The following is a 24,259-nucleotide window of genomic DNA, read 5'->3' on the forward strand; positions in this document are numbered from 1 at the left end:
ACATGACCGCCCACACCTACGGCGAGCAGGCCGAACAGGATCGTCTTCATCAGGATCTTGATCAGGTCTGGGGTAATCCCCGTGGCTGGCGCGCACTCAGTATCGTCAACCACACCACCATTGGGGTGCGCTTTTTGGTGACGGGCCTGTTTTTCTTTCTGGTTGGACTGCTTCTGGCCATGCTGATTCGCACCCAGCTGGCTATCCCGGGCAATACATTTCTGGGACCGGACGAATACAACCAGGTCTTCACCATGCACGGCACGGTCATGATGTTTCTGTTTGCCGTACCGATTCTGGAAGGTCTCGCCATCTACCTGCTACCCAAGATGCTGGGCGCACGCGATATGCTATTCCCACGCCTTTCATCCCTTGGCTACTGGTGCTACCTGTTCGGTGGATTGATCCTGCTGTCGAGCCTGCTATTGGATGTAGCTCCCAATGCCGGCTGGTTCATGTACACGCCCCTGTCGGACCGGGTGTACTCACCGGGACTCAACTCGGACTTCTGGCTGATCGGAATTACCTTTGTCGAGATCTCCGCTATCTCGGCAGGCGTCGAGATCGTCGTATCCATTCTTCGAGCGCGCGCGCCCGGCATGGGACTACACCAGATGCCGATCTTCGCCTGGTACATGCTCGTAGTAGCCATGATGATCCTGATCGGCTTTCCGCCCATGATACTGGCAAGCCTGATGCTGGAGATTTCCCGTGCTGCCGATCTGCCCTTCTTCGACGTGGCCCGCGGAGGCGACCCTGTGCTGTGGCAGCATCTGTTCTGGCTGTTCGGCCACCCTGAGGTTTACATCATCTTTTTACCGGCCGCCGGTATCGTTTCGACCATTCTCCCGGTGTTCTGCGGGCGTCCGCTGGTGGGTTACCGCTGGGTTGTACTGGGTGTGCTGACGACAGGCTTTATCAGCTTTGGTCTATGGGTACACCATATGTTTACCATCGGCATTCCCCAACTGGCGCAGCTGTTCTTTTCGGCGGCCAGCATGCTGGTGGCGGTGCCAACGGGGATTCAGGTGTTTTCCTGGATTGCGACCCTGTGGCTGGGTAAGCCTCGATTCGAGCTGCCCATGCTCTGGCTGGTAGGGTTTATCGTCATCTTTGTTGCAGGTGGGCTAACAGGCGTGATGCTCTCTCTCGTGCCGTTCGACTGGCAGGTGCACGATACCTACTTTGTCGTCGCCCACTTCCATTATGTGCTGGTAGGCGGCATGTTCTTCCCGCTAATGGCCGGCATCTACTACTGGCTACCGCATTTCTCAGGCCGGATGCCCTCCATGACGCTTGGGCGGTGGGGCTTCTGGCTGACCTTCATCGGCTTCAACATGACCTTTCTGATCATGCATTGGACGGGCCTTATGGGCATGCCACGGCGGGTCTATACCTATGAAAGCGGCCTGGGCTGGGATTTGCCCAACCTGATCTCCTCGATTGGCGGCTTCATCATGGCCTTTGGCGTTGCGACGTTTCTGCTCGACCTGTTCCTGCATTTTCGCTTTGGCGAGAAGGCCGGTAAGAATCCATGGAAGGCGGATACGCTGGAATGGGCAACGCAATTGCCACCCACTGCCTATAACTTCATCAGCCTGCCGGAAGTGACGACCCGCCATCCCTTGTGGGACCAGCCGCATCTGCCGGAAGCGATCGCCAATGGCGAATATGGCCTTTCGGTCAGTAGTCATGGTCGCCGGGAAACTTGGGGTGTCGATCCGGTTACCGGACGGGTACGCCATGTGATTCACCTACCCGGCAATTCGATGTGGCCCTTTGTGCTTTCGGCTGTACTAGCTGTGATGTGCATCTGCCTGTTAGCCAGTGCCTATACGTTAGCGGGTCTGGGTGCGCTGGCGGCGTTGATCATCTGTCTGCGCTGGAGCTGGGAAAACGGCGCTCATCCCAAGGCAGCGCCTGATGCGCATACCCAGCCGGATGAGCCTCCCTTGCACTCCCGTACGTTTGACGGTCCGGGCCTCTGGGGCATGGGAACCACATTGATTTCCAACGGCTCCCTTTACCTCTCGCTATTGTTCGGCTGGTTCTACCTGTGGAGCGTGTCGCCCAATTGGCAGATTCCTTCGCAGAACCCGCTCAACCATGGACTTATGTTGGCCGCGTTGCTGCCGGCATTCATCGTCACCGGCTGGCTGCGCCGTGTCGTGAGTCAGCTCAGGGAGAAGCACATTACGCACCTAGGGTCTCAACTGGCAGGTATCACTGTGCTTGGCCTGGTGCATACGCTGCTGCTGGTCTTGGTAATCATTGAAGCGCCTTTGAAGCCTACCGAAACAACCCACGATGCCGTGCTGCTGACCATGCTGGGTTACAGCCTGCTCCACGCCGTGGTAGGTGTCCTGGCTACTGCGCTTCAGGCCTTGCGGGTGTATTGGGGGTATGTAGGGATCAATGCACCTTATGAGCCCAAGATCGTGCTGCAGTGGTGGGTTTACACCACAACGGTAGTTGCCATCAGCTACATCGCCACGGTGCTGTTTCCTCTGACCTGGAATCCTTACTGATGCGTCCAGCCCATCCCTTACAGTTGGTTGCAGGCCTTGTCGTCTGGAGCTTGTGGTTTATCTCTATCTACGGGGGGCTTACAGTAGCCTGCCAGATCGCGCCGCCCGCTGCAGAAGCTGGTGCCCTCAATCGTATAAACCTCATGCTGGGTTTGCTTACACTCGCCACATTGGTCTTTTTGCTGTGGAATGCACGGCGCTGCTGGCAGGCTATTGGCCTCGGCGATTCCGAGGAGGCACGTCGGCAACGCTTCCTGGCAACGCTGGGCGCCGGACTGCACCTGGTCAGCGCAATCGCCACGCTGTTTGTGAGTATTCCCATTCTGTTGATGCCGCCATGCCTCTAGCCCTGATAATCCTGCTGGGTATTGCGCCTTCGGCCTATGGTCATGGGTTACTAGAGGGTCATCTGACCGAACGTCTACCTATATGGGGCTGCGCTGTACTGCTGGCTGCCATGTGGGGGCTCTATTACATAGGGCAGCGCCGGGTTCCGCCTCATCGAGGCGAGGCGCTCTGGTTTCATGCCGGCATGGTCGTCGTAGTCCTGGCAACGTTTGGCCCGTTCGATGGCTGGGCGGAAACCAGTACAGCAATGCATATGGTCCAGCATATGCTCTATATGATTATCGTTGCGCCCCTGTGGGCGCTCGCCAGACCGCTGCCCCAGTGGCAGGCTGCGTTACGTGGACGCGGCCGACGCGTCTGGCATCCCATCCTGAAGGCCGGTCGCTATCCAACAGCTGCAGCCCTGCTCCATGCGCTGGCGATCTGGGGCTGGCATGCCCCTAAACCTTACCAGCTCGCCCTGGATAACCTCTGGTGGCATGTCACCGAACACATCTGCTTTCTTTTTACCGGTTGGTTATTGTGGTGGTCGTGCCTGCATGCCAGTCATGCGCGTGTTCCTCAGGCGTTGCTTGCGCTTCTGCTCACACTCATGCATACCGGATTACTGGGCGCGCTTCTCACCTTCAGTACCCAAACGCTTTACCACGAATCAGGCGACCTGTCTGACCAACAGTTGGCAGGCCTCATCATGTGGGTGCCTGGCAGCCTCGCCTATATGCTGGGTCTGGGCTGGATTGCCTGGCGATGGCTGAGCCGTCAATGGCGACGGACGTCGGAGCGGGCCACTTGAGAGCCTGCCGTCAAGATTGACAGGCTTTCAGGTGCTCACGGCAAGGCGAGCCGTACGGAATGCCGCTTGTTTCCTGAGTAGTGTTGACAATAACCATGGGCGGAGGCGGGCTCGCCATGTCTCACATCAACGATGCGGGCTACTGGATCTTCACTAAACTGGCTGGGCTGAACGTGGGCGACGGCCTGCGAACCTGGACCGTACTGACCACACTGCTGGGCTCCCTGGGGTTTATCTTGACCCTGTTGCTCTGGCCCTTTGTCTGAACACTCGAAGGAGAGACCATGCCCCGCTTCGCTGCAAACCTGAGCATGCTATATCCCGAACACGACTTTCTCGACCGCTTTGCTGCGGCCGCGGCCGATGGCTTCAAGGCAGTCGAGTACCTGTTGCCTTACGACTACCCAGCTGCCGAGCTCAAGGCACGGCTCGACGACTACGGACTTGTCCAGGTGCTGTTCAACGCACCGCCTGGGAATTGGGCGACCGGGGAGCGCGGTCTCGCCTCCCTCCCCGGCCGCGAAGCTGAATTTCGGGATAGCATCGCCCGTGCGCTGGACTATGCTGCCGCTCTGGGTAATGACCGCTTTCATGTTATGGCCGGGCTGCTGCCGGCAGGCGCAGATCGCGCAACACACCGTGAGGTATACCTGCAAAACCTCACCTATGCGACACAGGAAGCGGCCAAGAGTGGCCTGACGGTAGTCATTGAGCCTATCAATACGCGTGATATGCCCGGTTTCTTCCTGAACCGGCAGGATGAGGCTCAGGCCATCTGTTCAGAAGTGGGTGCTGCCAACCTCAAGGTCCAATTTGATTGCTACCACTGCCAAATCGTAGAAGGAGATATCTCTGCAAAACTACGTCGTTACATAGCAGGTATTGGGCATATCCAGATTGCTGGCGTACCGGACCGCCACGAACCAGACAGCGGCGAAATCAATTATCTCTATCTGTTCCAGCTGATTGATGAATTGGGATACACCGGTTGGATCGGTTGTGAATACCGTCCCCGTGGAAATACATCTGAAGGCTTGGCATGGATGCGTCATCTGAGCGCTTAGGTCCTTTCTTCATGTCGGTGGGCGTTTCTGCGTCCGCCTCCTCTCATTACCTCCTTTAACAGCGTTACGCTTGCTCGGTTGCATTGGGCCGACTCCTACAGACCGCTTACGTTCCTGTAAATCTTCTGGTTTTAGACACAGCTCTCAAGCAGTCTAGAACCGGCCCTACCGCTCGTAAGTTTCTCTGAACGAACCGTTCATGACTCACTCCATTTTCACGAAGGGCATGAAAACACCGAGCGAAATCAACAGCAGGATAGACGGATGAACAACGACCAGTCTGATAGGCAAGCAACCGAAACGATACCTATCGTTGAAGAGCGTGCTGAGCTTCATAAAGAGACTGTCGAATCCGGCCGCGTCCGGATCAACAAGACCGTCGAGTCCAAGGAATACACCGTTTCTGACGCCTTGCGGTATGAGGAAACAGTTATCGAACGGGTCAAATTCGACACGCCAGTCGACCCCGCTCACCTTCCACAGGTGCGGCAGGACGGTGATGTCACCATCATCCCTGTTTTCGAAGAAGTTCTGGTTGTTGAAAAACGCTTGATGTTGAAGGAAGAACTTCATGTCCAACGCGTCACTCGTGAAGCACAACGTACCGTGCCGGTCACATTGAAACGCGAAAACGTGACTGTGGAACGCAGCCACTCTCATCCGGAGTCAGATCACTCCGGTTCCGCGCGGTAATCGCAGTCTGCACCGCCCAATCGAATCGCAGCACAGCTGCCGAAGAGAACGAAAGGTGACTTTATGAAACAGCACATTCTAGTTGCAGCATTTGACCACGTTAACGAAGCAGAACAGGTTAAGCGTGAGCTTTTGTCCAAAGGCGTATCCCAAACGAACATCCGCATGGCCGCCTCTAACGAATCCCCCGTGCTCGACGGCACGACAGATACTTCCATGCGGTCCGACACCCGTACTCACGACGATGAATCGATGACCGACAAGATCGGCGGCTTCTTCCGCTCAATCTTCAGCGACAGCGACACCCATAATAGCCGCTACGCCGATACCTATCCTGAAGCGGTACGCCGTGGATCCACTGTAGTGACTGTTACCGTCAATGACGACGCACAAGTAGGTGTCGTTGAAGAAATCATGGAGCGCAATGGCGCAATTGATATCGACGAGCGCAGCGCCAATTGGAGCAACCAGGGTGCGATTGGCTCTTCAGCGACCACCATGGGCACCAGCGCCGCTACCGGGCCGGTATCGAGTGACTACCCCAACACAGCTTCTACACTGGGTGCAGGGTCCACTACCCTCGCTGACCAGACGTCTACTGAAGCGACTGACCGCACGGCCATTCCAGTCATGGAAGAAGAGCTGAAGGTCGGCAAACGTGAAAACAGCCTGGGCCGCGTACGAGTGGTATCACGTATGAGTGAGCGTCCCGTTGAAGAAACGGTCAACCTCAGCGAACAGCATGCCGTTATCGAACGTCGCCCTGTCGACCGCCCAGTCTCCACTGACGATCTTTCTGCCTTCAAATCTGGAACGGTAGAGATCCAGGAAACGGCAGAAGAAGCCGTTGTTGAGAAGACCGCTCGAGTCGTGGAAGAAGTCGTGGTAGGTAAGGAAACGACTCATCATAACGAAACGGTTCGTGACACAGTACGCCGTACCGATGTAGACATCGAAAATGACGATGTCGCAACCCGGGCTGGCATGCGTGGCACCGATCATATGGACGATGTTGATCCTACCACCCGCACCAAACGCTAATCGTCTGTTTAGCGAAAAGGCCACCTAATGGTGGCCTTTTTGTTTTTACGTTTCTGATTACTTGGTTATATGTATGGGTTTGGTGGCTTTTTTAAACCATTAGTAGGGCTGGTATTATTCTGTGATTCCGTTATTTGTTTTAAGGAGCAACAACAACCGCGTCCCATTTATGAGTGATAGCCGTCACAATTTATGGGCAATCTGGTAAAGACTCATTAACAGAACATTAATAAACAGTGCTTTTCTTTCCATACAAAGCAAACTAGATCACATAAATAAGCAAATCTGCCGCTTGAAGCGGCGAGCTTTTTTGGCAGGCGCTAAGCATAGGTGCTACACGGGGATATAGGATTTTTCTGTGGCCGAGCGCACAAACGTTTTGGATCAAAATCCCCGTACGCGACGGTGAAAGGCACTTATGCGCGGTCGGTAGTAGATGGCCGCGGTGGATATCAGTGATAGCCATTCATGATGCAGTGCCAAGGAAACCACCCCGCTCTGGCTTGTCGCCGGGCGAGCCCTTGGCCATGGAACGGCGTTGTTAAGAGGATCAGGACGATGCTTTTTAACTCGTTTGCGTTTATAGCCGGATTTCTTCCAGTCGTACTGTTAGGCTTTTTTGTATTGGGTGGGACGGGTCGACAACGCCTGGCGATCGTCTGGCTGACACTCGCCTCCCTGGTATTTTATGGTTGGTGGAACCCAGCCAACGTTCCGCTGTTGGCCGCAAGCATGATCTTTAATTACCTGCTGGGTGGCTATCTACTTCGCAACCCTTCCCGCTGGGCCCTGACACTAGGTATTGCCGCCAACCTGGCACTGCTGGGGTACTACAAATACACCGGTTTTCTGCTCGGTACGCTTGATGATGTGCTCGATACAGGCTGGACGGTCAGTGACATCATTCTACCCCTGGCCATTTCATTCTTCACGTTCCAGCAAATTGCCTATTTGGTCGATGCACACGATGGTGAAGTTGTTGAACATGATTTTCTCAACTACTGCCTTTTCATTACCTTCTTTCCGCACCTGATCGCCGGACCGATTACCCATCACCGTGAGATGCTGGAGCAGTTTCGCGAACGCAACAACTTCAAACCCCGCCTGGATAATCTCACTGTTGGCACCACTATCTTCCTGCTGGGGCTATTCAAGAAGGTTGTTATCGCCGACCCGCTGGGTGAAAAAGCTTCGCCGGTGTTTGCATTGGCAGCCGACGGCGTGACGCCCTCTTTCTTCGACGCATGGACCGGCGCGCTTACCTACACCCTCCAGATCTATTTTGATTTTTCCGGCTATAGCGACATGGCGATCGGCCTGGGGCTTCTTTTTGGAATAAGCCTACCGGCCAACTTCAACAGCCCGTTCAAGGCACGCAACGTGATCGACTACTGGTCTCGCTGGCACATGACGCTGACACGCTTTCTGACCGCCTATATCTACAATCCCATCGTCATGCGGATTACCCGTGCACGGCTGGCTGCCGGTAAGCCCCTGCCCAAGCGCGGAAAAATGTCGCTTGGTACCTTTGTAGCGCTGGTGGCCTACCCTACCCTTTTCACCATGTTCATTTCCGGCGTCTGGCATGGGGCCGGCTGGCAATTCGTAGCGTTCGGGCTACTGCACGGTTTTTACCTTATGGTCGCCCATGGCTGGCGTGCCTATAAGGTCAGTAAAGGCTGGAAGCTCGACAGTGATAACCGAATCCATCAGGTCGCTGCGTTGCTGCTCACCTTCACCTGTGTGGTGGTGGCCATGGTGTTCTTCCGAGCCGAAAGCGTGTCCGCTGCAATGGCCATCCTCACCGGCATGGTGGGCCTGAGCGACGTCTCGACCAAGCTCGACAAGTCCGATTTCCTGGCCATCGCTATGTTGCTGGCCTTTGTCTGGACCATGCCCAATATCGGCCAGTGGATGCATCACTTCCGCACTGCCCTGAACTTTCGGCCAAAGGAAAACTGGATCGAACACTGGTTCCCCTTCGTGGCGTGGCGGCCTACGCCAGTGCTAGGCGCTGCCTTGGGTGTACTGGGCTTTTTTGCCTTGGCCTCTGCGTTCTCTGCGGCCCCGACCGAGTTTCTTTACTTCCAGTTCTAAGTGTCGAAACAGGAGCATTCCATGATGGACCTATTACCCTGGCTTCCCCCTCATCCAGATCTCGGCGCAGCAATCAGCGAGGCCAAGCGAGAGGCAGACCCTGCCAAGCGGCTCAGTCAGGCGGCTTATTTATCCGGATTTCGACGCGACTTCACCCTTACCATCCGACTGGATAAGCTTGCCGCAGAAGGACTGAGTGATCTCACCACAGCAGGAGATCTGGCAGCACTGGGTTTGCGTCCCTTGCGCATCGCCCTGCTTTCCTCCCATACCGTGGACCATCTCGTTCCTGCCATTCGGGTCGCAGGTCTCTCCCGGCGTCTGGCCTTGTCCGTGTATGTTGCCCCGTATGGCATGTATCGACAGGCCTTACTGATGGACGACCCTGCGCTATCGTCCTTTGCCCCTCAGGTGATTCTGTTGGCCGTGGATGCAAAAGACACTTCCCTGCAGCTGCCCCTGGATGCATCAGAGGCGCAGGTTTCAAGCGCCGTTGAGACGCGTATCGAGGAGTTACGCCACCTCTGGCGCCTCGCCCGGGAACGTTACGCAGCGCAGGTTATTCAGCAAACGCTTGTCACTGCAGAACCCTTGCTGTTCGGCTCATTCGAAGCCCATGTTCCAGCCGCGCCCTTTGCCGTAATCGAGCGGCTCAATACCGCCATCCGTGCAGCGGCAAAGGAAGAAGGTGTACTGCTGATGGACCTGGCGTGGCAAGCTGCACAAGGGATGTATGGCACCGGTCTGGCTGAGCCTGTGCGGTGGCACCAAGCCAAACAGCTGGTCAGCCCAACGCTGGCCCCCCTTTATGGCGATCAGCTGGCAAGGGTTGCTGCTGCCGGGGTCGGTCTCTCACGCAAGTGCCTGGTCCTGGACCTTGATAACACTCTGTGGGGCGGCGTGATTGGCGACGATGGTGTTCATGGCATCCAGATAGGCCAGGGATCACCGGCCGGTGAAGCGTTTCTGGCATTCCAGCATTACGCAGGGAAGCTGGCCAAACGAGGCATCATTCTCGCGGTCTGTAGCAAGAACGATCTGGCAGTAGCTGAAGCGGCGTTCGACCACCCGGAAATGGGTCTCAAGCGCTCCGATATCGCCGCCTTTGTCGCCAACTGGGAAGATAAGGCCAGCAACCTGCGGCGTATTGCCTCCATGCTCAATATCGGCCTCGACAGCCTGGTCTTTGTCGACGACAACCCGGCTGAGCGTGACATTGTTCGCCGTGAGCTACCCGAGGTGGCGGTGCCGGAACTTCCCGAGGATGTAGCCGACTACCCTGCTCGTGTAGCGGCTGCCGGTTATTTCGAGACAGTCTCGTTCACCACAGACGACACTGCACGCAGCCGTCACTACGCCCTTAACGCCGAACGCAAGGTTGCCATGAGCCAGGCAACCGACATGGAAGGTTACCTGCGCGGTCTGCAGATGGTTCTTACCGCTACCACCATCGGCCCGGCAGAGTTGATCCGTACCACGCAGCTGATTAACAAGACCAATCAGTTCAACCTTACGACGCGCCGCTACAGCGAAGCGGAGGTCGAGCGCCTTGCAGCGGATGATCGTGCCATTACCCTTGCGGTGCGCCTGAGTGACAAGTTTGGTGATAACGGTCTGATCAGTGTGGTCCTTGCACGTGCAGATACCGCATGGGCTCAGGATGAACTTCTTATCGATACCTGGCTGATGAGCTGCCGCGTTCTGGGCCGTCAGGTAGAAGAGGCCGTACTCGACGTGTTGATCAAACGCGCGACGGCAGCTGGCTGGGCAGCGCTCATCGGCGAATATCGCCCTACCGACCGGAACGGCATGGTTGCCGAACATTATGCAGCTCTGGGCTTCGACCATTGCCCAGCACCTGAAGGCGCTATCCCCAACGCCAGCTTCTGGCGTTATGACCTGCTCTCACCCCGTACTTCCCGCCACTTCATCGAGGTTACTGACGTATGAACGATAAGGACATTCTCAACGCACTGACCCAGGTCTTCCGCGACGTGTTCGATGACGACGACATTGTGCTTGCCCCAGATATGACCGCTGACAACATCGACGGCTGGGACAGCCAGACGCATGTCATCCTGATCGTGGCGGCAGAGCAGCGTTTTGGTATCAAGTTCAGGACCGCAGAGCTTGAGTCACTTAAGAATGTGGGCCATTTCGCTCAGCTGATCCAATCCAAACTCGAAGGAGCGGCGGTGTCATGAAGACTTCAGCAGCGGATGACAAGCCCACCTCCAGTTCCGGCAGCAGGATTTCTGCCGGCTACCTGCTTGCACTATTTGGCGGAATGGCGGGTGCCCTCGCGGCGTTCTGGATGCTGCTGCTCGGCCTGCGCGGCACAGATAACCTGCCCCCACCGGCATTTTCCAATAGCCTGTGCGTTGATGAAAAACTCAGCTTTCTACGTGAAAATCCCATCGAATCGCCAGACCTCCTGGTAATAGGGTCATCTGTAGCCTGGAGGCATATCGATGGTGATGCCATCGTCAGGCATTCCCCAGGTACGCGCCCGCTGAACGGCGCCTTCTGTGGTCTGCATGCCAATCAGTCGGTATACGTTGCCAACTGGCTACTTGACCGGGAACCTACCGTCAGGCATGTCCTGATGGTGGTCGACCCCCAGGACTTTGCGGGTTGCTGGCGTGTTTCGGCTGCCGTATTCAATCGCAACGATGTTGATCAGTACGTGTATGAGAAAACGTCACCCTGGCTTTACTACATGCACTATTTCTCCCCCGGCTCGCTGATGCGCAATGCCTTGAAGGTAAAAGATCAGCGCGCCAACCGTATCGAGTTCGATCCCTTAGTGTTCAATCGCTACGGGGACGGCCCGCTCAATACGGTGAACAGTCGTGAATTGCTTTATGGCCGCCCGGAAGCGCTGGATTCAACCTGTTTCAATGCCCTGCAAACCCTGGCTACCCGTTTGTACCAGGAGGGACGGCAATTAACGGTCGTATCCACGCCATTACATCCTGACTGGAAAGCCCAGCAAGATCCAACAGGTGTCTTTCTGGCTAATTTCGACCAGCAGCTTGCTACCGCCCTGGCGCCAACCAAGGCCCAGTATTGGAATGGCGACAAGGAATGGATTACCGCCAAAACATCCTTCATAGATGCAATCCACCTGCGCTGGTCAGCCGCCCAGAAGTTTTCCGAGGCCATGGTGCAAGAGATCCGAATCGCCAGAAATGACGTCGCGCCTGGAACCTGAGCGTTCTGAAATACGCCGACACGGAGGTCGGCAAGTCTCATGCTCACCACCTTGCAGCCATCTGCGATATACACTATGTCTTGATACTGGTGCGGCACCGATAAATAGAGGCATTTGTGGATTTACTATTTCTGGGCACGTCCGCCGGCGTACCGACCAAGAAACGCAACGTGACCGGGCTTGCCCTACAGGAAGAGATGGGCAGTGACTGGTTTCTGATTGATTGCGGCGAGGCCACTCAGCACCGGCTACTGCGTACACGTCTGTCGCTGCATGATCTGCAGGCCATCTTCATTACACATGTCCATGGTGACCACTGTTATGGCTTGCCAGGCCTCCTTGCCAGCGCAGGCATGTCAGGCCGAAAGAAGCCACTTCCCATCATTGCCCCGGCGGGCATTGCCGAATGGTTTAACGCGACTCGACAATTCACCCAGCTGTACCTGCCCTTTGACGTAGAGTTTCTGCCGGCTGAGGCGCCGGGGCAGTGGGCATTTCCACGGTGGACGGTCGATGCTACGCCCCTATCCCATCGCGTGCCCTCTTTCGGCTATCGGTTTACCGAAACAGCCCGTGAACCTCATCTAAACACTGAAAAATTGAATGCCGAAGGTATTGCGCGCGGCCCAATCTGGGGACAGCTGCGTAAAGGCAATGATGTGTTACATGAAGGCCAAACGTTTAAAAGTGCCGATTATGTGTACTACCCCCATGCGGCTCGCTGCCTGGTCGTCTGCGGTGACAACGATCAGCCCGAGCTGCTGCGGACCTTTTGCCAGCCAGCTCAGGTGCTTGTTCATGAGTCGACATATACACAAGATGTTGCAGACAGGGCTGGCGATACATTCGGACATAGCTCAGCGGCCGGGATTGCGAGCTTTGCCCAATCCTGCGGGCTGCCCAATCTTGTCCTGACGCACTTTAGCGCCCGCTATCAAGCCAATCCGGAGCAGTCTCCCTCCATTGAGGATATCCGTAGTGAGGCTGCATATCATTACCAGGGCTCGCTGTTTCTGGCAGAAGACCTTGCTCGATATCGACTAGCCAAAACAGGGGTACTAAGCCTTGTTTCTGTGTGATCACTGGGTAGATGAGACCGGTAGCATCGTATGCCCTTGAACGCTCACGCCATTGACTCACTGCTTACGTCCAACGTCGACGGCGAGTAGCAGCTGTGATCCGGGACTAAAGCTTACCTGTTTCAGCTGCGTGGTCGTATATAAAGATTGATGAGTGTTTCAAGATATTACAGGATTAAGACGTAACAGATAGGTCCATGGTTATACACGTACAATTTTCATGTAGAAGATTAAAAAGCAAATCTGCACAATTGCGCCGTTCCAACGAAGCGCTATCTTAATCAGCGTCTGGTATCTACTTAGCAAAACTTGTATTTGAATAAAGTTCAAAGAATTTAATAACTTAGCAATTCTGCAACTTATCTTTCACCCAGCTTTCCATTGAATACAGGTTGTATTTGAACCTGTTCTGTAGTGATGTCATAGCTCATGAAGTGTGCTCCTCTGTATCGCCGCGTTTAGTGTGTTGGCGAAGTTGTTGTACTCGCGGCGATACAGTTTTTTATTCCCGTTGTTTTTCCGTCTGTACGCAGCCGCATACGGAGCGTGAGGGCAGTAAGCCGGAGTTACCTTTTCATCAGGACATGCTTTCACAGCGTTTTGCATGAGAAGTTTAAGATGAGCTCAATCAACAACATTGTAGTTATTACCTCCCCCCTTCCTGGTCTTAGAGCCTTATGCCAGCTCGCCAGCACGTTTCCTTCTCGCCTGGAAACCTGTGTCGTTGTGATGCTTCGTGTAGCAACCGACAGTCCTGTAGAGGCGCTCGTAACGCTTATGGGACGCTATACCTTCCTTCCCGTAAAAGTATGCACACCCGGCGAGCTACTCGTGGCGGGCTGCGTCTATCTCACTCCGCCTGGGTATCAAGTCACTATAGAGCCCAAGGGCATGATCAGGCTTAAACAGCTTGATTCCGCAAGGCATGAGCATGCCTCAGCAGATGAACTGTTCACCTCTGCAGCCAAGGTATTTGGGCCGCGTACAATAGGCGCGGTGTTATCAGCATCGGGACGAGACGGCGTCGAGGGCTTGCGCGCTATCAAAGGCGCCGGGGGGATCTGCATCGTAGAGGATCAAAGACAGGCTATTAGCTCGACCACGGCTATTCATGAACTTAGCGCCTGTAACCCGAACTACTGCGTGCCGGTAAAAGAAATGGGGCTTTTGCTTGCCCAACTAACGACTCAGCACTAACCCGCTTCATGTGACATCGCGACGGATCGTATTTAACCGTTTTTGCTTAATGATCAATGCTGCAAGAGGTGTCTTATGTCCGTGCCTGAGTTTTCTGACAAGGAAATCCTCACCTACACACTGGATGTCTTAAGAGAGCAGATTTGCCTGTATCGCGAACAGGTACCTGCCCCGCTGCTTAACAATATCGAACAGGTTCTGGGTGGGCCGGTATGCAAGCCAGCCGAAGAACTCGAACAGCTGCGTTTCAACCAGTGGCTAGCATTGCACGCGTTCGATGCTCCTCTGGATGTTCATGAGAGAAAATGGTTATGGAAGGGCTGGCTGGCTCGAGCCAAATATCCTGAAAGTACTACATGAAGACAGCCATAGTTAGGCCAAGCAGCTGTCTGGCCTAACTATGGGACAAACATCAAAGCAGGCTCAGCCAAGCCGATCCCAATAACAGCAGGCCCATGAGACGGTTGAAGTATCTGACACGGGTGGCAGAATCGAGCCAGCGCGAAACGCTTGAGCCCAGCACCGCCCATGCCGTCAGACATGGAATCGATATCACAAAGAATACAGATGTCAGCTGTACCACCTGCGCGGCCTTGTCTGACCCGGCTTGCGTAAACACGCTGATAACAGCGATGGCCATCATCCAGGTCTTTGGATTTATCAGCTGCAACCCGGCCGCTCCGCCAAACCCGACGCGCTTGTCATTGGCCATGGACTCACTCATCTCATTCAATGGCGTGGCTGGGCTGCTAAAGATCTGCCAGGCCAGATAACTCAACCACAGCACGCCGGCAGTGCTCATCACGAGCTGGATCAACGGGTAGCTCGTCAGGCTTTCGCCAATCCCCACGCCTGTTACCAGCACGATACCGGCCGCGCCCGCACACCCGCCCAGCACAATAGGTAATGCCTTCCAGAATCCATAGCGGGCACTGTGACTTAGCACCAGGATGTTGGTAGGCCCTGGAGTGATGGAGGCTACCAGAGAGAACAGAATGAACGGCACAGAAATCATCATATCGACTCCACAGTTATACGGCTGAAGTCGATTGTGGTGTTAGCTGCGTGAGGCGTCTGGAAGATTTGAGCAGCGCTTGCGGTAGCTGGCTGGAGTCAGCCCATAGGCGCGGCGGAACCAACGGCCCATGTGGCTCTGATCCGCAAAACCGAGTCTCATGGCAACCTCGGCCGGTTGATCGCCTTTCGCCAACATAAAACGAGCCTTGGCGAGTCGCAGCTGGATGAGGTAAGCATGCGGTGCCAAACCAAAGGCAGCCTTGAAGGCTCGGGTCAAGCGAAATCGATCCACACCTACGGTATTAGCAAGCTCATCCAGGCCTACATCGTCCTGCATGTGAGCGTGAAGATAATCTCGAACGCGATAAGCCACCAACGGAAGTCTGGGATCATAAGCTCCCCGCATTCGCCATTTCACATGGTCGGTCAGCTTGATCAGCAATTGATCCAGCGCGGTCTGCCTTACTATTCTCAACTCACTGTATTCGAGCGCCTTGAACGCATCGGCAATAGCGATCATGAGTTCGGTCTGATCGGTCAGTGTCGCGCCAAAACTGGGAAGGCATTGTACAGGCGCATCCTCATGCAACATCCTCAGCTCACGCTCGATCCACTGCGGCTCCAGATAAAGCATGGAGTAGGTAAACCCACCCTCTGCCGGCGCATGGCCATCGTGAATCTCACCCGGCTCAAGCATGAAGACCTTACCAGGGGTGCTGACGTGCAGCGCATTGCGGCAGCTGAACTGCTGCACGCCTTGCTCGGTAAACCCTACAAGATAGCTGTCATGCCAATGGGGATCATAGGCATGACCCTCAAAATGAGCACGAATGGTCTCGATGCCGGTTTCAGCGTCCTGGCTCAGGTGAACCCAGCTTTTCCTGTCGTCTGTCATAGTTAGGACTTTCGCCTTGATATCATGGACGGCAACAAACAGATCGTCTTGGGATCGTATCAGCCTCTTTCCGATTGAATCTGGAACATTTGTGCAATCATATTGAGCGTTGACTTAATTGGCGCAGCCAGGACCAGCCCAGGAATATGTTCAAACGACATGCGTGCAGACCAACATCCCGCTTGTTTCTTGGAACAGTAACGGTTAGATCTCGAAGCGATTTAACCCGGTTTCTCGAGCCAGACTTTCCGTCTGAAAAGAGCACCATTGAAGAACACCTTGCCAGATGCTTACGGGACGTACTGGTACTTACACCTATACAACAGATCACTGATCCTGGGGAAAACGATCTAATTATAGATGTCTGCGTCAAGGATTTTCGCTGGGGAACAGTCTTGTTACCTAATATGGGAGCGATTGACTGTCTGCTTCTCTGGCCTCCCAAAATTGCATTGGAGGCAACGCTATATAGCGTAATACCAGGCGCCCCCAGGACTGTCTTTTTTGCGGAAGAAATAATGACGTGGAGATCATACTTGCGTCTGCGGCTTTCCTGGAAAGCTGTTTTAAATCTTAAGCCAGCGGTAGGACGACAAGAGCTTGAGGGCCTATTGTATCTAGCCTGTAACCGACTTTTGCTTCAGGTTAGACCGTATCTGTAGTCCATAGACACACCTCATTATCGATGTCTCAAATAGGGCCGCGCTCAAACCGGTACACATCCATCGCCAATATCTGATGGTTTATCTCGCTGAACCATACGTGTGCCTCGCTCTGCTCACCCGCTGCACCCAATGCAACGAAAAGAGGTAACAAGTGCTCATCACTCGGGTGAGCCTGAACGCCCTCCAGTGACTGCCCACGGTAGTCCAGCAGAGCGGCTATATCTCGAGCCTTCAAGCGGTCTTGCATCCACGCCTGAAAGTCTGTGACGTAGCGGGGAACGGACCGGTGCGGCCTGCGAAAATCGCCCAGGTTATGTGTCAGACTGCCTGACGCGATAAGAAGTACGTCGTCAGCCAATGATGACGCTAATGCCTGACCGAGCTGGTAGTGATAGGCAGGACCCTTGTTTTCATCAATGGACAGGTTGACGACTGGAACATCGGCATCAGGATACATGTAACGCAGTGGCACCCACGCGCCATGATCCAGCCCGCGATTAGCATCAATACGTACCGGCAACCCTTGAGCCTGCAACGCCTCTGCCAGCTGAAAAGCCAGGTCAGGTTCACCCGGCGCGTTGTAGCGCAGCGCATAAAGCGCCTGAGGAAATCCATAAAAGTCATGGATAGTGTCATGCTGCGCGGTCGTTCCGAGCACTGGATATGGCGCCGAAAAATGAGCGGATACCATCACAATGGCTCGCGGACGTGGTAACGCCGCGGCAAGCTCCGTCCAGGCCTGCCCTGCCCGCCCTGCATCCAATGCCTCCATTGGCGAACCGTGGGATATGAAAATCGTGGGAAGTCGGCTCATGGTGTTCTCCTCAAGGATGCAGCGCGGTTTAGAACATTAATCCTTACGAAGCGATGGCTTCAGAGCCAAGGCACCGGGCCCCAGGAGTGCCAACGCAGCGGCCGTGACCGCCAGAAAAACAGGATATTCCCAGCCGCCATCAGCTGCGGTAAATGACCAGCCGTTTCCAAAGTGTACGGAAGAGGCTGCCAGTAATTGTACCGCGGCAACGGCTGCAACCCAGCGAGGCAGGATGCCCAGTATCAGCATTGCACCCGCCAGAATTTCGAAGAACGTAACCGGATAGGCCAGCACGCCTGGAAAACCAACCGATTCAAAGAACTGTGCGGTACCCGGCAAGGTAAAAACGAACAGCTTTGTAAGGCCGTGGGCCAGAGAAACATGATACCTAGCGCTAAGCGCAACAGGAGCGCGGCATAGGAAGCGGTACGAGTATCCATCGTTAAATCCTTAGAAAAAGGTGCGATCGGTCAGATACCGCTATTCTTTGTATTTCCCTTTTAGAGATAAATAGGGTAAATAAAAATGAATTATTTACATTTTGGAAATCGATATGGATACGCTTTCTGCGCTATCTGCCTTCGTCAAAGTAGTGGAACTAGGATCATTCGCTGCGGCCGCTGATCGACTTGAACTGTCCCGCTCGGGACTTACGAAACTGATCGCCTTTCTTGAGCGTAAATACGATGCGAGACTGCTTAACCGGACGACACGCAAGCTAAGCCTTACCGATGCGGGTCGTGCACTCTATGAGCGCATTCTTCCGTTGCTGGCCGAGTTTGATGACCTGGAAACAGCCCTGCAGTCTGATGTCCAGCATCCGCGGGGGCGGCTACGGGTCAATGCCCCGTTCTCCTTTGGTATCCTGCAGCTGGCCCCGGTAATTGCCCGATACATGGAGCAATACCCAGAGGTATATGTTGATCTTGAACTGAATGACCGAGTCGTTGACCTTGTAGAGGAAGGTTTCGATCTGGCAGTACGTATTGGCCAGCTCGACGACTCCAGCTTAGTCGCACGTCAACTGGCCGTACTCGACGTAGTGGTGTGTGCCTCACCGCTCTACCTGAACCAGCATGGAACGCCAGCGCATCCACTGGAGCTCAGACAACACCGCTGCCTCAACTATACGTACGCGCGCCAGGGTAATGAATGGCTCTTTCAACGCGACGAAGAAGAAGTACGAGTCAAGGTATCCGGGATGTTTCGGGCCAATAACGGCGATGTTTTGCGAACTGCAGCCTTGGCAGGTCATGGAATTATTCTGCAGCCAAGCTTCATCATTGGCGATGACATAAAAGCTGGCCGCCTGGTACCGCTACTGCAAGCGTGGAAGACCAGCTACACCCCCATTCTCTATGCTGTTTACCCTCACCGCCGCTTCCTTTCAGCCAAAGTGAGGACATTTATCGAGCATCTGCAACATAGTCTAGGAGGCGGTTTGCCTACAGGTTAGCGATGGATTTCACGACACTGGTCTCTGCAGGTGCAGCGGGTTCTACACGCACTGTTCGGATAGCCTCTACCAGATCCTCCTCCGCTACATGCGCCGCCGTTTCCTGGAGCAAAGAACGCAGATTCTTTTCAATCGTTGTGCACAGACTATCCATGGCGATCTGGTGCTGGCTGTCGGCAAAAGGTGCCTGAAGCTCGGTTCCTATTCGCTCTAATGCGAGCAGCATGAAACCTACCACAGAGGAAACAACAGGGGTGTACCAGCCTAGTGTACTGACTAGCCCCATGGGCATGATGATGCAAAAGAGCGTTGTAAAAAGTCTTGGAAAATAGACATAGGGATAAGGTAATGGCGTGTTGTTAATGCGTTCCATGCCGCCCTGGCAGTTGGACATATCCACGAGAGTCGATTCAATTCGTGCCAACCGGATACTATCGAGGCGACCCTGGTTTAGCTCTTTAACCAATAGTTGTGCGGTACCGTTGAGTACGTCATTGGGGAAATTGCTGCTGCCTTTAGCCATTGATAACTCGTGCCGGGCCAGGTAGGGTCCCGCAGCCTCTGCGCATGAGGTACCCTTCAGATGTGCGCGCAGTGCATTGATATAGGCCATATGACGTAGCAGAAGAACCATCTTTACTCGATTACGCCCTACGCCCACATCATCAATAAGTGTCATAACCTGCCGGCCGAAACTGCGAGAGCTATTGACCATTGCGCCCCACAAGGTACGCGCTTCCCACCAGCGGTTATAGGCACTGCTATTACGAAAGCTGATCAGCACTACCAATGCTGAACAAAGCAATGTCAGGGGCGTGAGTGGCAAGTCAATCGGGTCTTTTACGTACAGCATAGCCTCTGCTGTGACGGCTATGTCCCACACAAGCAGCCAGAACAAAGACCAACCTACATAAAAGAAAGTCTTGCGTAACAAGGCGACTTTCTTATGGATCGATCTGGACATCGGAACACCTTTAGCAGCGCAATGAATGGTTGCCTATCTCTACTGGCTCGCCGCGGACTTGCCGTAAAAGAGTTTTCGAATCAGCAACCTGTTCTATTCAGAACGTGTCGGCCATCTGATTCATAACCTTTGGCAAGGCTCGACGGGTGGTTAGGCTAACTAGCGCGCTAAAAGCGTTTTATAAGGTCTAGCCAGGGCAACGGACCGCCTATCGATATCTCTCAGCTTTCTGATTCACCAGTAATATTCAACCGATAAAACTCATGCAGCTTTTCCTGCAGTAGTTTCTTGTCGGGCAAATGGGTCTGGTATTCCGCCACAAGCGCAGGCGACAAAGATCGATTCAACGCGTACTCAACGACTTCATCATCCTTGCTGGCACAGAGCAGAACACCAATTGCCGGATTTTCATGCGCCTTGCGTACGGTGCGGTCCAGCGCCTCAAGGTAGAACTCGAGTTTACCCAGATATTCCGGCTCGAATCGGCCTACCTTGAGCTCGATGGCCACCAAGCAGTTCAGGCCCCGATGGAAGAACAGCAGGTCCAACGCGAAATCCCGTCCACCCACCTGTAAGGGATACTCGGAGCCGACGAAGCAGAAATCCCGCCCGAGTTCGATCAGAAAATCTTTAAGTCGCTGCAGCAGTCCGTGGTGCAAATCAGCCTCTGCATGTCCCTCCGGAAGCCCAAGAAATTCGACCATATAGGCATCCCTGAACACACTCAGCGCCTCAGGATGACTTTGTCTCAGCGCTGCCGAGACTTTTGCAGGTTGCGTAACGGAGCGCTCAAAAAGTGCAGACTTGAACTGCCGCTCCAACTCACGGCTGGGCCACCGTTCCTGCATGGCCAGCCGTAAATAGAACTCACGCTCTTCGGGGCGCTTGCTCTGACTGAGAATAATGAGGTTGTGGGTCCATGGTAACTGCCGTACCAGAGCGGCTAGTGATGGTTCGTTACGGTACGCTTCATAGAACTGGCGCATTCTGAACAGATTGGCGCGAGTGAAACCCCGCAAGCCGGGTTGAGTCTGTGCAAGATAGCGCGCCAACTGATCGACGACCCCGTCTCCCCACTCCGCGGTTTCAAGCTTGGCGCTGATATACGCCCCTACCCGCCAATACAAATCGATCAACTCGATGTTGACGGCCTGAACCGCTCGCTGGCGAGCGGTTGAAATAAGACTGGCTACCTCAGCAAAACGCTTGTCATCCAGAGGCAGATTAGGCGTGGTCTGATCAGACATACCGTGGAGAACGTCCAGGATAGTTATTGGAAACGGCCGATTTTAAAGTGACTCTTTAGGTTATCTCGACCTGGTAACGAAAGCCTTCTGCCGCACCCCGAGACACTCTGTACTCGATGGGAAGCCGGTCATAGCCCAGCGCGATACGCTCGATCACGACAACCGGTTTGCCCTCCTCGATTTCCAGAATCCGAGCCGTTTCAGCCGAAGCCGATTCCACCGTCAGCGTTTCCTGCGCTGATGCGACATGCTGGCCGCATTGCTGCTCGTAAAAGGGATAAAGCAGATTGCCGAACCTGCCCGGGTCTACGTCTAGAAGCCTGGAAAACTTCGAGCCGGGAAGCCAGATATCCTCATAGAATTTCCGCTGCCCCTCGATGACACGGACGCGCTCCAGATGTACTACCTGCTCATGCTTCTTGAGGATTAGTGCATGGATCACGGCCTGAGGAGGCTGCTCGAGCGTGCGGCTGAGTACCTGACTGGTCGGCACAGCCTGGCTACCGGACGAATCTATCTGGCGAAAAAAACGAAAGAATGAGGCATTGAAGCTTGGCCGACGAACAAACGTCCCCCTGCCCTGGCTTCGTTCGAGCAAGCCCTCGCTCACCAGCGTATCCACTGCCTTTCTCACCGTCCCGATGGCAACGCCATAGAGCTTGGTCAGTTCAGCCTCGGTGGGGATCGACTGGCCTGGCAACCATTCACCTGACGCAATCCTGGCCAGTATTTCATCACTCAACCGTTGATAGAGCGGTAAACGCTCATCCTGTCCCAGCTTTGCGTTGTTCATATCGTCATCCAAACGACTGGTAGACCTACTTTACCACGAGCACCGCCGGGCGATGCATTGACAGCCAACACGCATCGCTATACGTTCCTCTATTCATATAGATGAATATATGTTTATGGGCAAGGGCGGTGGTGACCTTTGCCAAAAACACAACAAGGGTAGTGTCCATGTCTCAGCCATATATGCCTATCACGGGTATCGATACACATGCACATATTTTTTCCCGTGACCTTCCCCTGACCGAAAACCGCCGCTACAGCCCTGACTACGATGCCCTTGTGGAAAGCTATCTGGCTCATCTGGAGCATTGCGGGCTTTCCCATGGCGTGTTGGTACAGCCCAGCTTCCTGGGGACCAACAATAACTTCATGGTAGGTGCGCTGCGGGTTTATCCGGAACGGTTACGTGGGACAGCGGTAGTCAATCCCGAAGTCAGTGACGCCGAACTCAATGAATTGGAAAAGGCAGGAGTAGTGGGTGTAAGACTGAACCTGGTCGGGCTTCCGCTGGAGGATTACTCACAGCCACGGTGGCAAACCTTTTTCAAGAAGATGGCCGACCGAAACTGGTCGGTCGAAATCCAGCGTGCCATGGAAGACCTCTGCCTTATCGTTCCAACGCTATTGGATGCAGGGGTCAATGTTGTCATCGACCACTTCGGCTTGCCCGCCGGCTGTATAGATCCTGAAACGCCAGAGCATCAGGCCTTCCTGTCGCTCCTGCCTGACTCGGCTATATGGGTCAAGCTGTCCGCCACCTATCGAAGCAAGGCCAGTCTAGAGCAAGCCACCCAGATGGTTGATATATTGCGCAACGCCTATGGGCACTCTGATCAACTGTTATGGGGTAGCGATTGGCCTCATACCCGCTTCGAGGACCAGACCGATTATGATGCCCAGTTTTCAATAATGACCTCCCTCCTCCCGGATGCGCTGGAAAGAAGGAAAGTGCTGGTGGACAACCCGGCCAGACTGTTCAAGTTCAAGCCCTGAAAACCAGACAATAACAACAAGGAAAGACAATTATGATGAGTCTGCTCGTCGTGACGGCGATTGCCGTTGCCATTGTTCTCGGGTACAAGACCCGGATCAATATCGGCCTGTTTGCTATCGCCTTCGCTTACCTGATCGGCTCGTTTGTGATGGGTATGAGTCCGTCGGAGGTCATCAACCTCTGGCCACTCAAAATCTTCTTTATCATTTTCTCGGTATGCCTGTTCTACAGTTTTGCCATCGTTAACGGCACCTTGGAAAAACTGTCGGAGCATTTGCTGTACAGCTGCAGAAAAGTACCCTATCTGCTGCCCTACGCCGTCTTTGTTACTGCCGCCCTGATTGCTGCCTTAGGCGCGGGTTACTATACCGTACTGGCCTTCATGGCGCCGATCACGTTGCTGTTGTGTGAACGTACGGGCATGAGTCTCATCGTGGGCGCGATGGCGGTGAACTACGGAGCCCTCGGAGGGGCCAATTTTGTTTCCAGCCAAAGCGGGATCATTTTCCGCAGCCTGATGGTGAATGCGGGAATTCCGGAAGAAACCGCCTTTATAAACAGTTTTGGTATTTTCGCCAGTACGATCGTGATTCCTTTGCTGGTCATCACCGGGTTTCTCTTGTTCAGCGGGCACAAACAATCCATGCGGGAGGCTGCGTTCAACATCAGTGCACCTACGCCGTTCACGAAAGATCAGAAAACCACGCTGTGGCTGACCCTTCTAATGATGGGGCTTGTCTTGCTAGCTCCTATCGCCCACCTTGTCTTCCCGCAGAATGACACGATCAGCTTTATCAACTCGAAGATGGATATTGGTCTGATCGCCAGTGTTTTCTCCGTGATTGCACTGCTGCTCAAGCTGGGCGATGAGCGCAAGGTCATGGCTACGCTCCCCTGGTCCACCATCATCATGATCTGTGGCGTGGGTATGCTGATCTCGGTTGCGATCAAGGCCGGCACGGTTGATCTCCTGGCATCCTGGATCAGCGCCAATATACCGGCCGTCCTGGTACCTGTTGCTTTTGGTGTAGTCGCAGCGCTGATGTCCTTGTTCTCAAGTACATTGGGCGTGGTAACACCTGCGCTCTTCCCGATCGTGCCCGCAATTGCCGCTAACCTGTCCATTGATCCGATGATCATTTTCATCTGCATCGTGGCGGGGGCACAGGCAACCTCTATTTCGCCTTTCTCTTCCGGTGGAAGCCTGCTGCTGGGCTCATGCCCCACTGAACAAAGCCGCTCTGCTCTCTTTCCCAAGCTCCTGTTCAAGGCAGCGCCACTCGGCTTCATCGCCGCCCTGGTGTTCAACTTTGTTTTAACATTCTGCTTGTAACATTGGCGTGTTCGCCAAGCCCCGGGTT

The 24,259-nt window shown here is 54.4% G+C and carries 21 protein-coding genes and 3 pseudogenes; 17 read left to right on the top strand and 7 right to left on the bottom strand.

Annotated elements, in window-relative coordinates:
* Positions 1-2: 2 nt before the first annotated feature.
* The 14 genes and pseudogenes from ctaD to GM154_RS11175 all read left to right on the top strand — a co-directional run bounded on the left by ctaD (position 3) and on the right by GM154_RS11175 (position 14,414).
* Entirely contained in the window at positions 3-2,528 is a 2,526-nt protein-coding gene (ctaD, locus tag GM154_RS11110) for a cytochrome c oxidase subunit I (protein ID WP_219652308.1), read from the top strand.
* The gene (locus GM154_RS11115) at positions 2,528-2,875 is read left to right on the top strand and encodes a hypothetical protein (RefSeq protein ID WP_219652264.1); all 348 of its coding nucleotides are present in this window, start codon (positions 2,528-2,530) and stop codon (positions 2,873-2,875) included. The genes ctaD and GM154_RS11115 overlap by 1 nt, the downstream gene beginning before the upstream one ends.
* Complete coding sequence (locus GM154_RS11120; protein WP_219652265.1) at positions 2,866-3,669, top strand: cytochrome c oxidase assembly protein; 804 nt, start codon at positions 2,866-2,868, stop codon at positions 3,667-3,669. The genes GM154_RS11115 and GM154_RS11120 overlap by 10 nt, the downstream gene beginning before the upstream one ends.
* Positions 3,670-3,749: 80 nt before the next feature.
* A pseudogene (locus tag GM154_RS11125) lies at positions 3,750-3,935 on the top strand (transporter); the annotation flags it as partial.
* A gap of 18 nt (positions 3,936-3,953) precedes the next feature.
* Entirely contained in the window at positions 3,954-4,733 is a 780-nt protein-coding gene (otnI, locus tag GM154_RS11130) for a 2-oxo-tetronate isomerase (protein ID WP_219652266.1), read from the top strand.
* Positions 4,734-4,982: 249 nt separating this feature from the next.
* Positions 4,983-5,426 (top strand): annotated as a pseudogene (locus tag GM154_RS11135) (YsnF/AvaK domain-containing protein); the annotation flags it as partial.
* Positions 5,427-5,489: 63 nt separating this feature from the next.
* The gene (locus tag GM154_RS11140; protein WP_219652267.1) at positions 5,490-6,467 is read left to right on the top strand and encodes a YsnF/AvaK domain-containing protein; all 978 of its coding nucleotides are present in this window, start codon (positions 5,490-5,492) and stop codon (positions 6,465-6,467) included.
* 558 nt (positions 6,468-7,025) lie between these two features.
* Positions 7,026-8,564: an MBOAT family protein gene (locus GM154_RS11145; RefSeq protein WP_150345924.1), complete on the top strand. Its 1,539-nt coding sequence runs from the start codon at positions 7,026-7,028 to the stop codon at positions 8,562-8,564.
* Positions 8,565-8,588: 24 nt separating this feature from the next.
* On the top strand, positions 8,589-10,514 hold the full coding sequence (locus GM154_RS11150; protein ID WP_150346434.1) for an HAD-IIIC family phosphatase: 1,926 nt from the start codon (positions 8,589-8,591) through the stop codon (positions 10,512-10,514).
* The gene (locus GM154_RS11155; RefSeq protein WP_019363858.1) at positions 10,511-10,768 is read left to right on the top strand and encodes an acyl carrier protein; all 258 of its coding nucleotides are present in this window, start codon (positions 10,511-10,513) and stop codon (positions 10,766-10,768) included. Before GM154_RS11150 ends, GM154_RS11155 begins: the two co-directional genes overlap by 4 nt.
* Positions 10,765-11,778, top strand: a complete 1,014-nt coding sequence (locus tag GM154_RS11160) for a hypothetical protein (protein WP_019363859.1) — start codon at positions 10,765-10,767, stop codon at positions 11,776-11,778. Before GM154_RS11155 ends, GM154_RS11160 begins: the two co-directional genes overlap by 4 nt.
* A 116-nt stretch (positions 11,779-11,894) precedes the next feature.
* Positions 11,895-12,857: a ribonuclease Z gene (locus tag GM154_RS11165; protein WP_219652268.1), complete on the top strand. Its 963-nt coding sequence runs from the start codon at positions 11,895-11,897 to the stop codon at positions 12,855-12,857.
* 618 nt (positions 12,858-13,475) lie between these two features.
* On the top strand, positions 13,476-14,054 hold the full coding sequence (locus tag GM154_RS11170) for a chemotaxis protein CheB (RefSeq protein ID WP_219652269.1): 579 nt from the start codon (positions 13,476-13,478) through the stop codon (positions 14,052-14,054).
* Between the two features lie 75 nt (positions 14,055-14,129).
* Positions 14,130-14,414, top strand: coding sequence for a hypothetical protein (locus GM154_RS11175; RefSeq protein ID WP_019363862.1), 285 nt, complete (start codon positions 14,130-14,132; stop codon positions 14,412-14,414).
* A gap of 52 nt (positions 14,415-14,466) precedes the next feature.
* Here GM154_RS11175 and GM154_RS11180 read toward each other — a convergent pair whose 3' ends face one another.
* The 4 genes and pseudogenes from GM154_RS11180 to GM154_RS11195 form a co-directional block, all read right to left on the bottom strand.
* Positions 14,467-15,072, bottom strand: a complete 606-nt coding sequence (locus GM154_RS11180; RefSeq protein WP_374940316.1) for a LysE family translocator — start codon at positions 15,070-15,072, stop codon at positions 14,467-14,469.
* Between the two features lie 39 nt (positions 15,073-15,111).
* Positions 15,112-15,966 carry an AraC family transcriptional regulator gene (locus GM154_RS11185; RefSeq protein ID WP_219652270.1) on the bottom strand — a complete coding sequence of 285 codons (855 nt, stop codon included), beginning with the start codon at positions 15,964-15,966 and terminating at the stop codon, positions 15,112-15,114.
* Between the two features lie 690 nt (positions 15,967-16,656).
* Complete coding sequence (locus GM154_RS11190) at positions 16,657-17,445, bottom strand: dioxygenase (RefSeq protein WP_125889320.1); 789 nt, start codon at positions 17,443-17,445, stop codon at positions 16,657-16,659.
* A 36-nt stretch (positions 17,446-17,481) separates the two neighbouring features.
* Positions 17,482-17,885: pseudogene (locus tag GM154_RS11195) on the bottom strand (DoxX family protein).
* A gap of 113 nt (positions 17,886-17,998) precedes the next feature.
* Between GM154_RS11195 and GM154_RS11200 the strand changes: the two are divergent.
* Positions 17,999-18,901, top strand: coding sequence for a LysR family transcriptional regulator (locus GM154_RS11200; protein WP_219652271.1), 903 nt, complete (start codon positions 17,999-18,001; stop codon positions 18,899-18,901).
* On the opposite strand, the gene GM154_RS11205 is transcribed toward GM154_RS11200, so the two are convergent.
* The 3 genes from GM154_RS11205 to GM154_RS11215 all read right to left on the bottom strand — a co-directional run bounded on the left by GM154_RS11205 (position 18,891) and on the right by GM154_RS11215 (position 21,905).
* Entirely contained in the window at positions 18,891-19,865 is a 975-nt protein-coding gene (locus tag GM154_RS11205) for a bestrophin family protein (protein ID WP_125889317.1), read from the bottom strand. The two genes, GM154_RS11200 and GM154_RS11205, sit on opposite strands and share 11 nt — an antisense overlap.
* A gap of 221 nt (positions 19,866-20,086) precedes the next feature.
* On the bottom strand, positions 20,087-21,112 hold the full coding sequence (locus GM154_RS11210; protein ID WP_219652272.1) for a YhcG family protein: 1,026 nt from the start codon (positions 21,110-21,112) through the stop codon (positions 20,087-20,089).
* A gap of 55 nt (positions 21,113-21,167) precedes the next feature.
* Positions 21,168-21,905 carry a GntR family transcriptional regulator gene (locus GM154_RS11215; RefSeq protein ID WP_074825680.1) on the bottom strand — a complete coding sequence of 246 codons (738 nt, stop codon included), beginning with the start codon at positions 21,903-21,905 and terminating at the stop codon, positions 21,168-21,170.
* 167 nt (positions 21,906-22,072) lie between these two features.
* Between GM154_RS11215 and GM154_RS11220 the strand changes: the two genes are divergently transcribed.
* Both GM154_RS11220 and GM154_RS11225 read left to right on the top strand, forming a co-directional pair.
* Complete coding sequence (locus GM154_RS11220; protein ID WP_074825678.1) at positions 22,073-22,897, top strand: amidohydrolase; 825 nt, start codon at positions 22,073-22,075, stop codon at positions 22,895-22,897.
* Between the two features lie 32 nt (positions 22,898-22,929).
* On the top strand, positions 22,930-24,231 hold the full coding sequence (locus GM154_RS11225) for an SLC13 family permease (RefSeq protein WP_073450705.1): 1,302 nt from the start codon (positions 22,930-22,932) through the stop codon (positions 24,229-24,231).
* Positions 24,232-24,259: the final 28 nt, after the last annotated feature.

It is taken from the genome of Pseudomonas sp. MAG002Y (assembly GCF_019400845.1).
In the GTDB taxonomy this organism is placed as follows: Bacteria; Pseudomonadota; Gammaproteobacteria; order Pseudomonadales; family Pseudomonadaceae; genus Chryseomonas; species Chryseomonas luteola.

Excerpts from the sequence above, each read along its gene's own strand:
- ctaD (WP_219652308.1), top strand. The coding sequence starts at position 3 with ATGACCGCCCACACCTACGGCGAGCAGGCCGAACAGGATCGTCTTCAT.
- GM154_RS11115 (WP_219652264.1), top strand. The coding sequence starts at position 2,528 with ATGCGTCCAGCCCATCCCTTACAGTTGGTTGCAGGCCTTGTCGTCTGG.
- GM154_RS11120 (WP_219652265.1), top strand. The coding sequence starts at position 2,866 with ATGCCTCTAGCCCTGATAATCCTGCTGGGTATTGCGCCTTCGGCCTAT.
- otnI (WP_219652266.1), top strand. The coding sequence starts at position 3,954 with ATGCCCCGCTTCGCTGCAAACCTGAGCATGCTATATCCCGAACACGAC.
- GM154_RS11140 (WP_219652267.1), top strand. The coding sequence starts at position 5,490 with ATGAAACAGCACATTCTAGTTGCAGCATTTGACCACGTTAACGAAGCA.
- GM154_RS11145 (WP_150345924.1), top strand. The coding sequence starts at position 7,026 with ATGCTTTTTAACTCGTTTGCGTTTATAGCCGGATTTCTTCCAGTCGTA.
- GM154_RS11150 (WP_150346434.1), top strand. The coding sequence starts at position 8,589 with ATGGACCTATTACCCTGGCTTCCCCCTCATCCAGATCTCGGCGCAGCA.
- GM154_RS11155 (WP_019363858.1), top strand. The coding sequence starts at position 10,511 with ATGAACGATAAGGACATTCTCAACGCACTGACCCAGGTCTTCCGCGAC.
- GM154_RS11160 (WP_019363859.1), top strand. The coding sequence starts at position 10,765 with ATGAAGACTTCAGCAGCGGATGACAAGCCCACCTCCAGTTCCGGCAGC.
- GM154_RS11170 (WP_219652269.1), top strand. The coding sequence starts at position 13,476 with ATGAGCTCAATCAACAACATTGTAGTTATTACCTCCCCCCTTCCTGGT.
- GM154_RS11175 (WP_019363862.1), top strand. The coding sequence starts at position 14,130 with ATGTCCGTGCCTGAGTTTTCTGACAAGGAAATCCTCACCTACACACTG.
- GM154_RS11180 (WP_374940316.1), bottom strand. The coding sequence starts at position 15,072 with ATGATGATTTCTGTGCCGTTCATTCTGTTCTCTCTGGTAGCCTCCATC.
- GM154_RS11185 (WP_219652270.1), bottom strand. The coding sequence starts at position 15,966 with ATGACAGACGACAGGAAAAGCTGGGTTCACCTGAGCCAGGACGCTGAA.
- GM154_RS11190 (WP_125889320.1), bottom strand. The coding sequence starts at position 17,445 with ATGAGCCGACTTCCCACGATTTTCATATCCCACGGTTCGCCAATGGAG.
- GM154_RS11200 (WP_219652271.1), top strand. The coding sequence starts at position 17,999 with ATGGATACGCTTTCTGCGCTATCTGCCTTCGTCAAAGTAGTGGAACTA.
- GM154_RS11205 (WP_125889317.1), bottom strand. The coding sequence starts at position 19,865 with ATGTCCAGATCGATCCATAAGAAAGTCGCCTTGTTACGCAAGACTTTC.
- GM154_RS11210 (WP_219652272.1), bottom strand. The coding sequence starts at position 21,112 with ATGTCTGATCAGACCACGCCTAATCTGCCTCTGGATGACAAGCGTTTT.
- GM154_RS11215 (WP_074825680.1), bottom strand. The coding sequence starts at position 21,905 with ATGAACAACGCAAAGCTGGGACAGGATGAGCGTTTACCGCTCTATCAA.
- GM154_RS11220 (WP_074825678.1), top strand. The coding sequence starts at position 22,073 with ATGTCTCAGCCATATATGCCTATCACGGGTATCGATACACATGCACAT.
- GM154_RS11225 (WP_073450705.1), top strand. The coding sequence starts at position 22,930 with ATGATGAGTCTGCTCGTCGTGACGGCGATTGCCGTTGCCATTGTTCTC.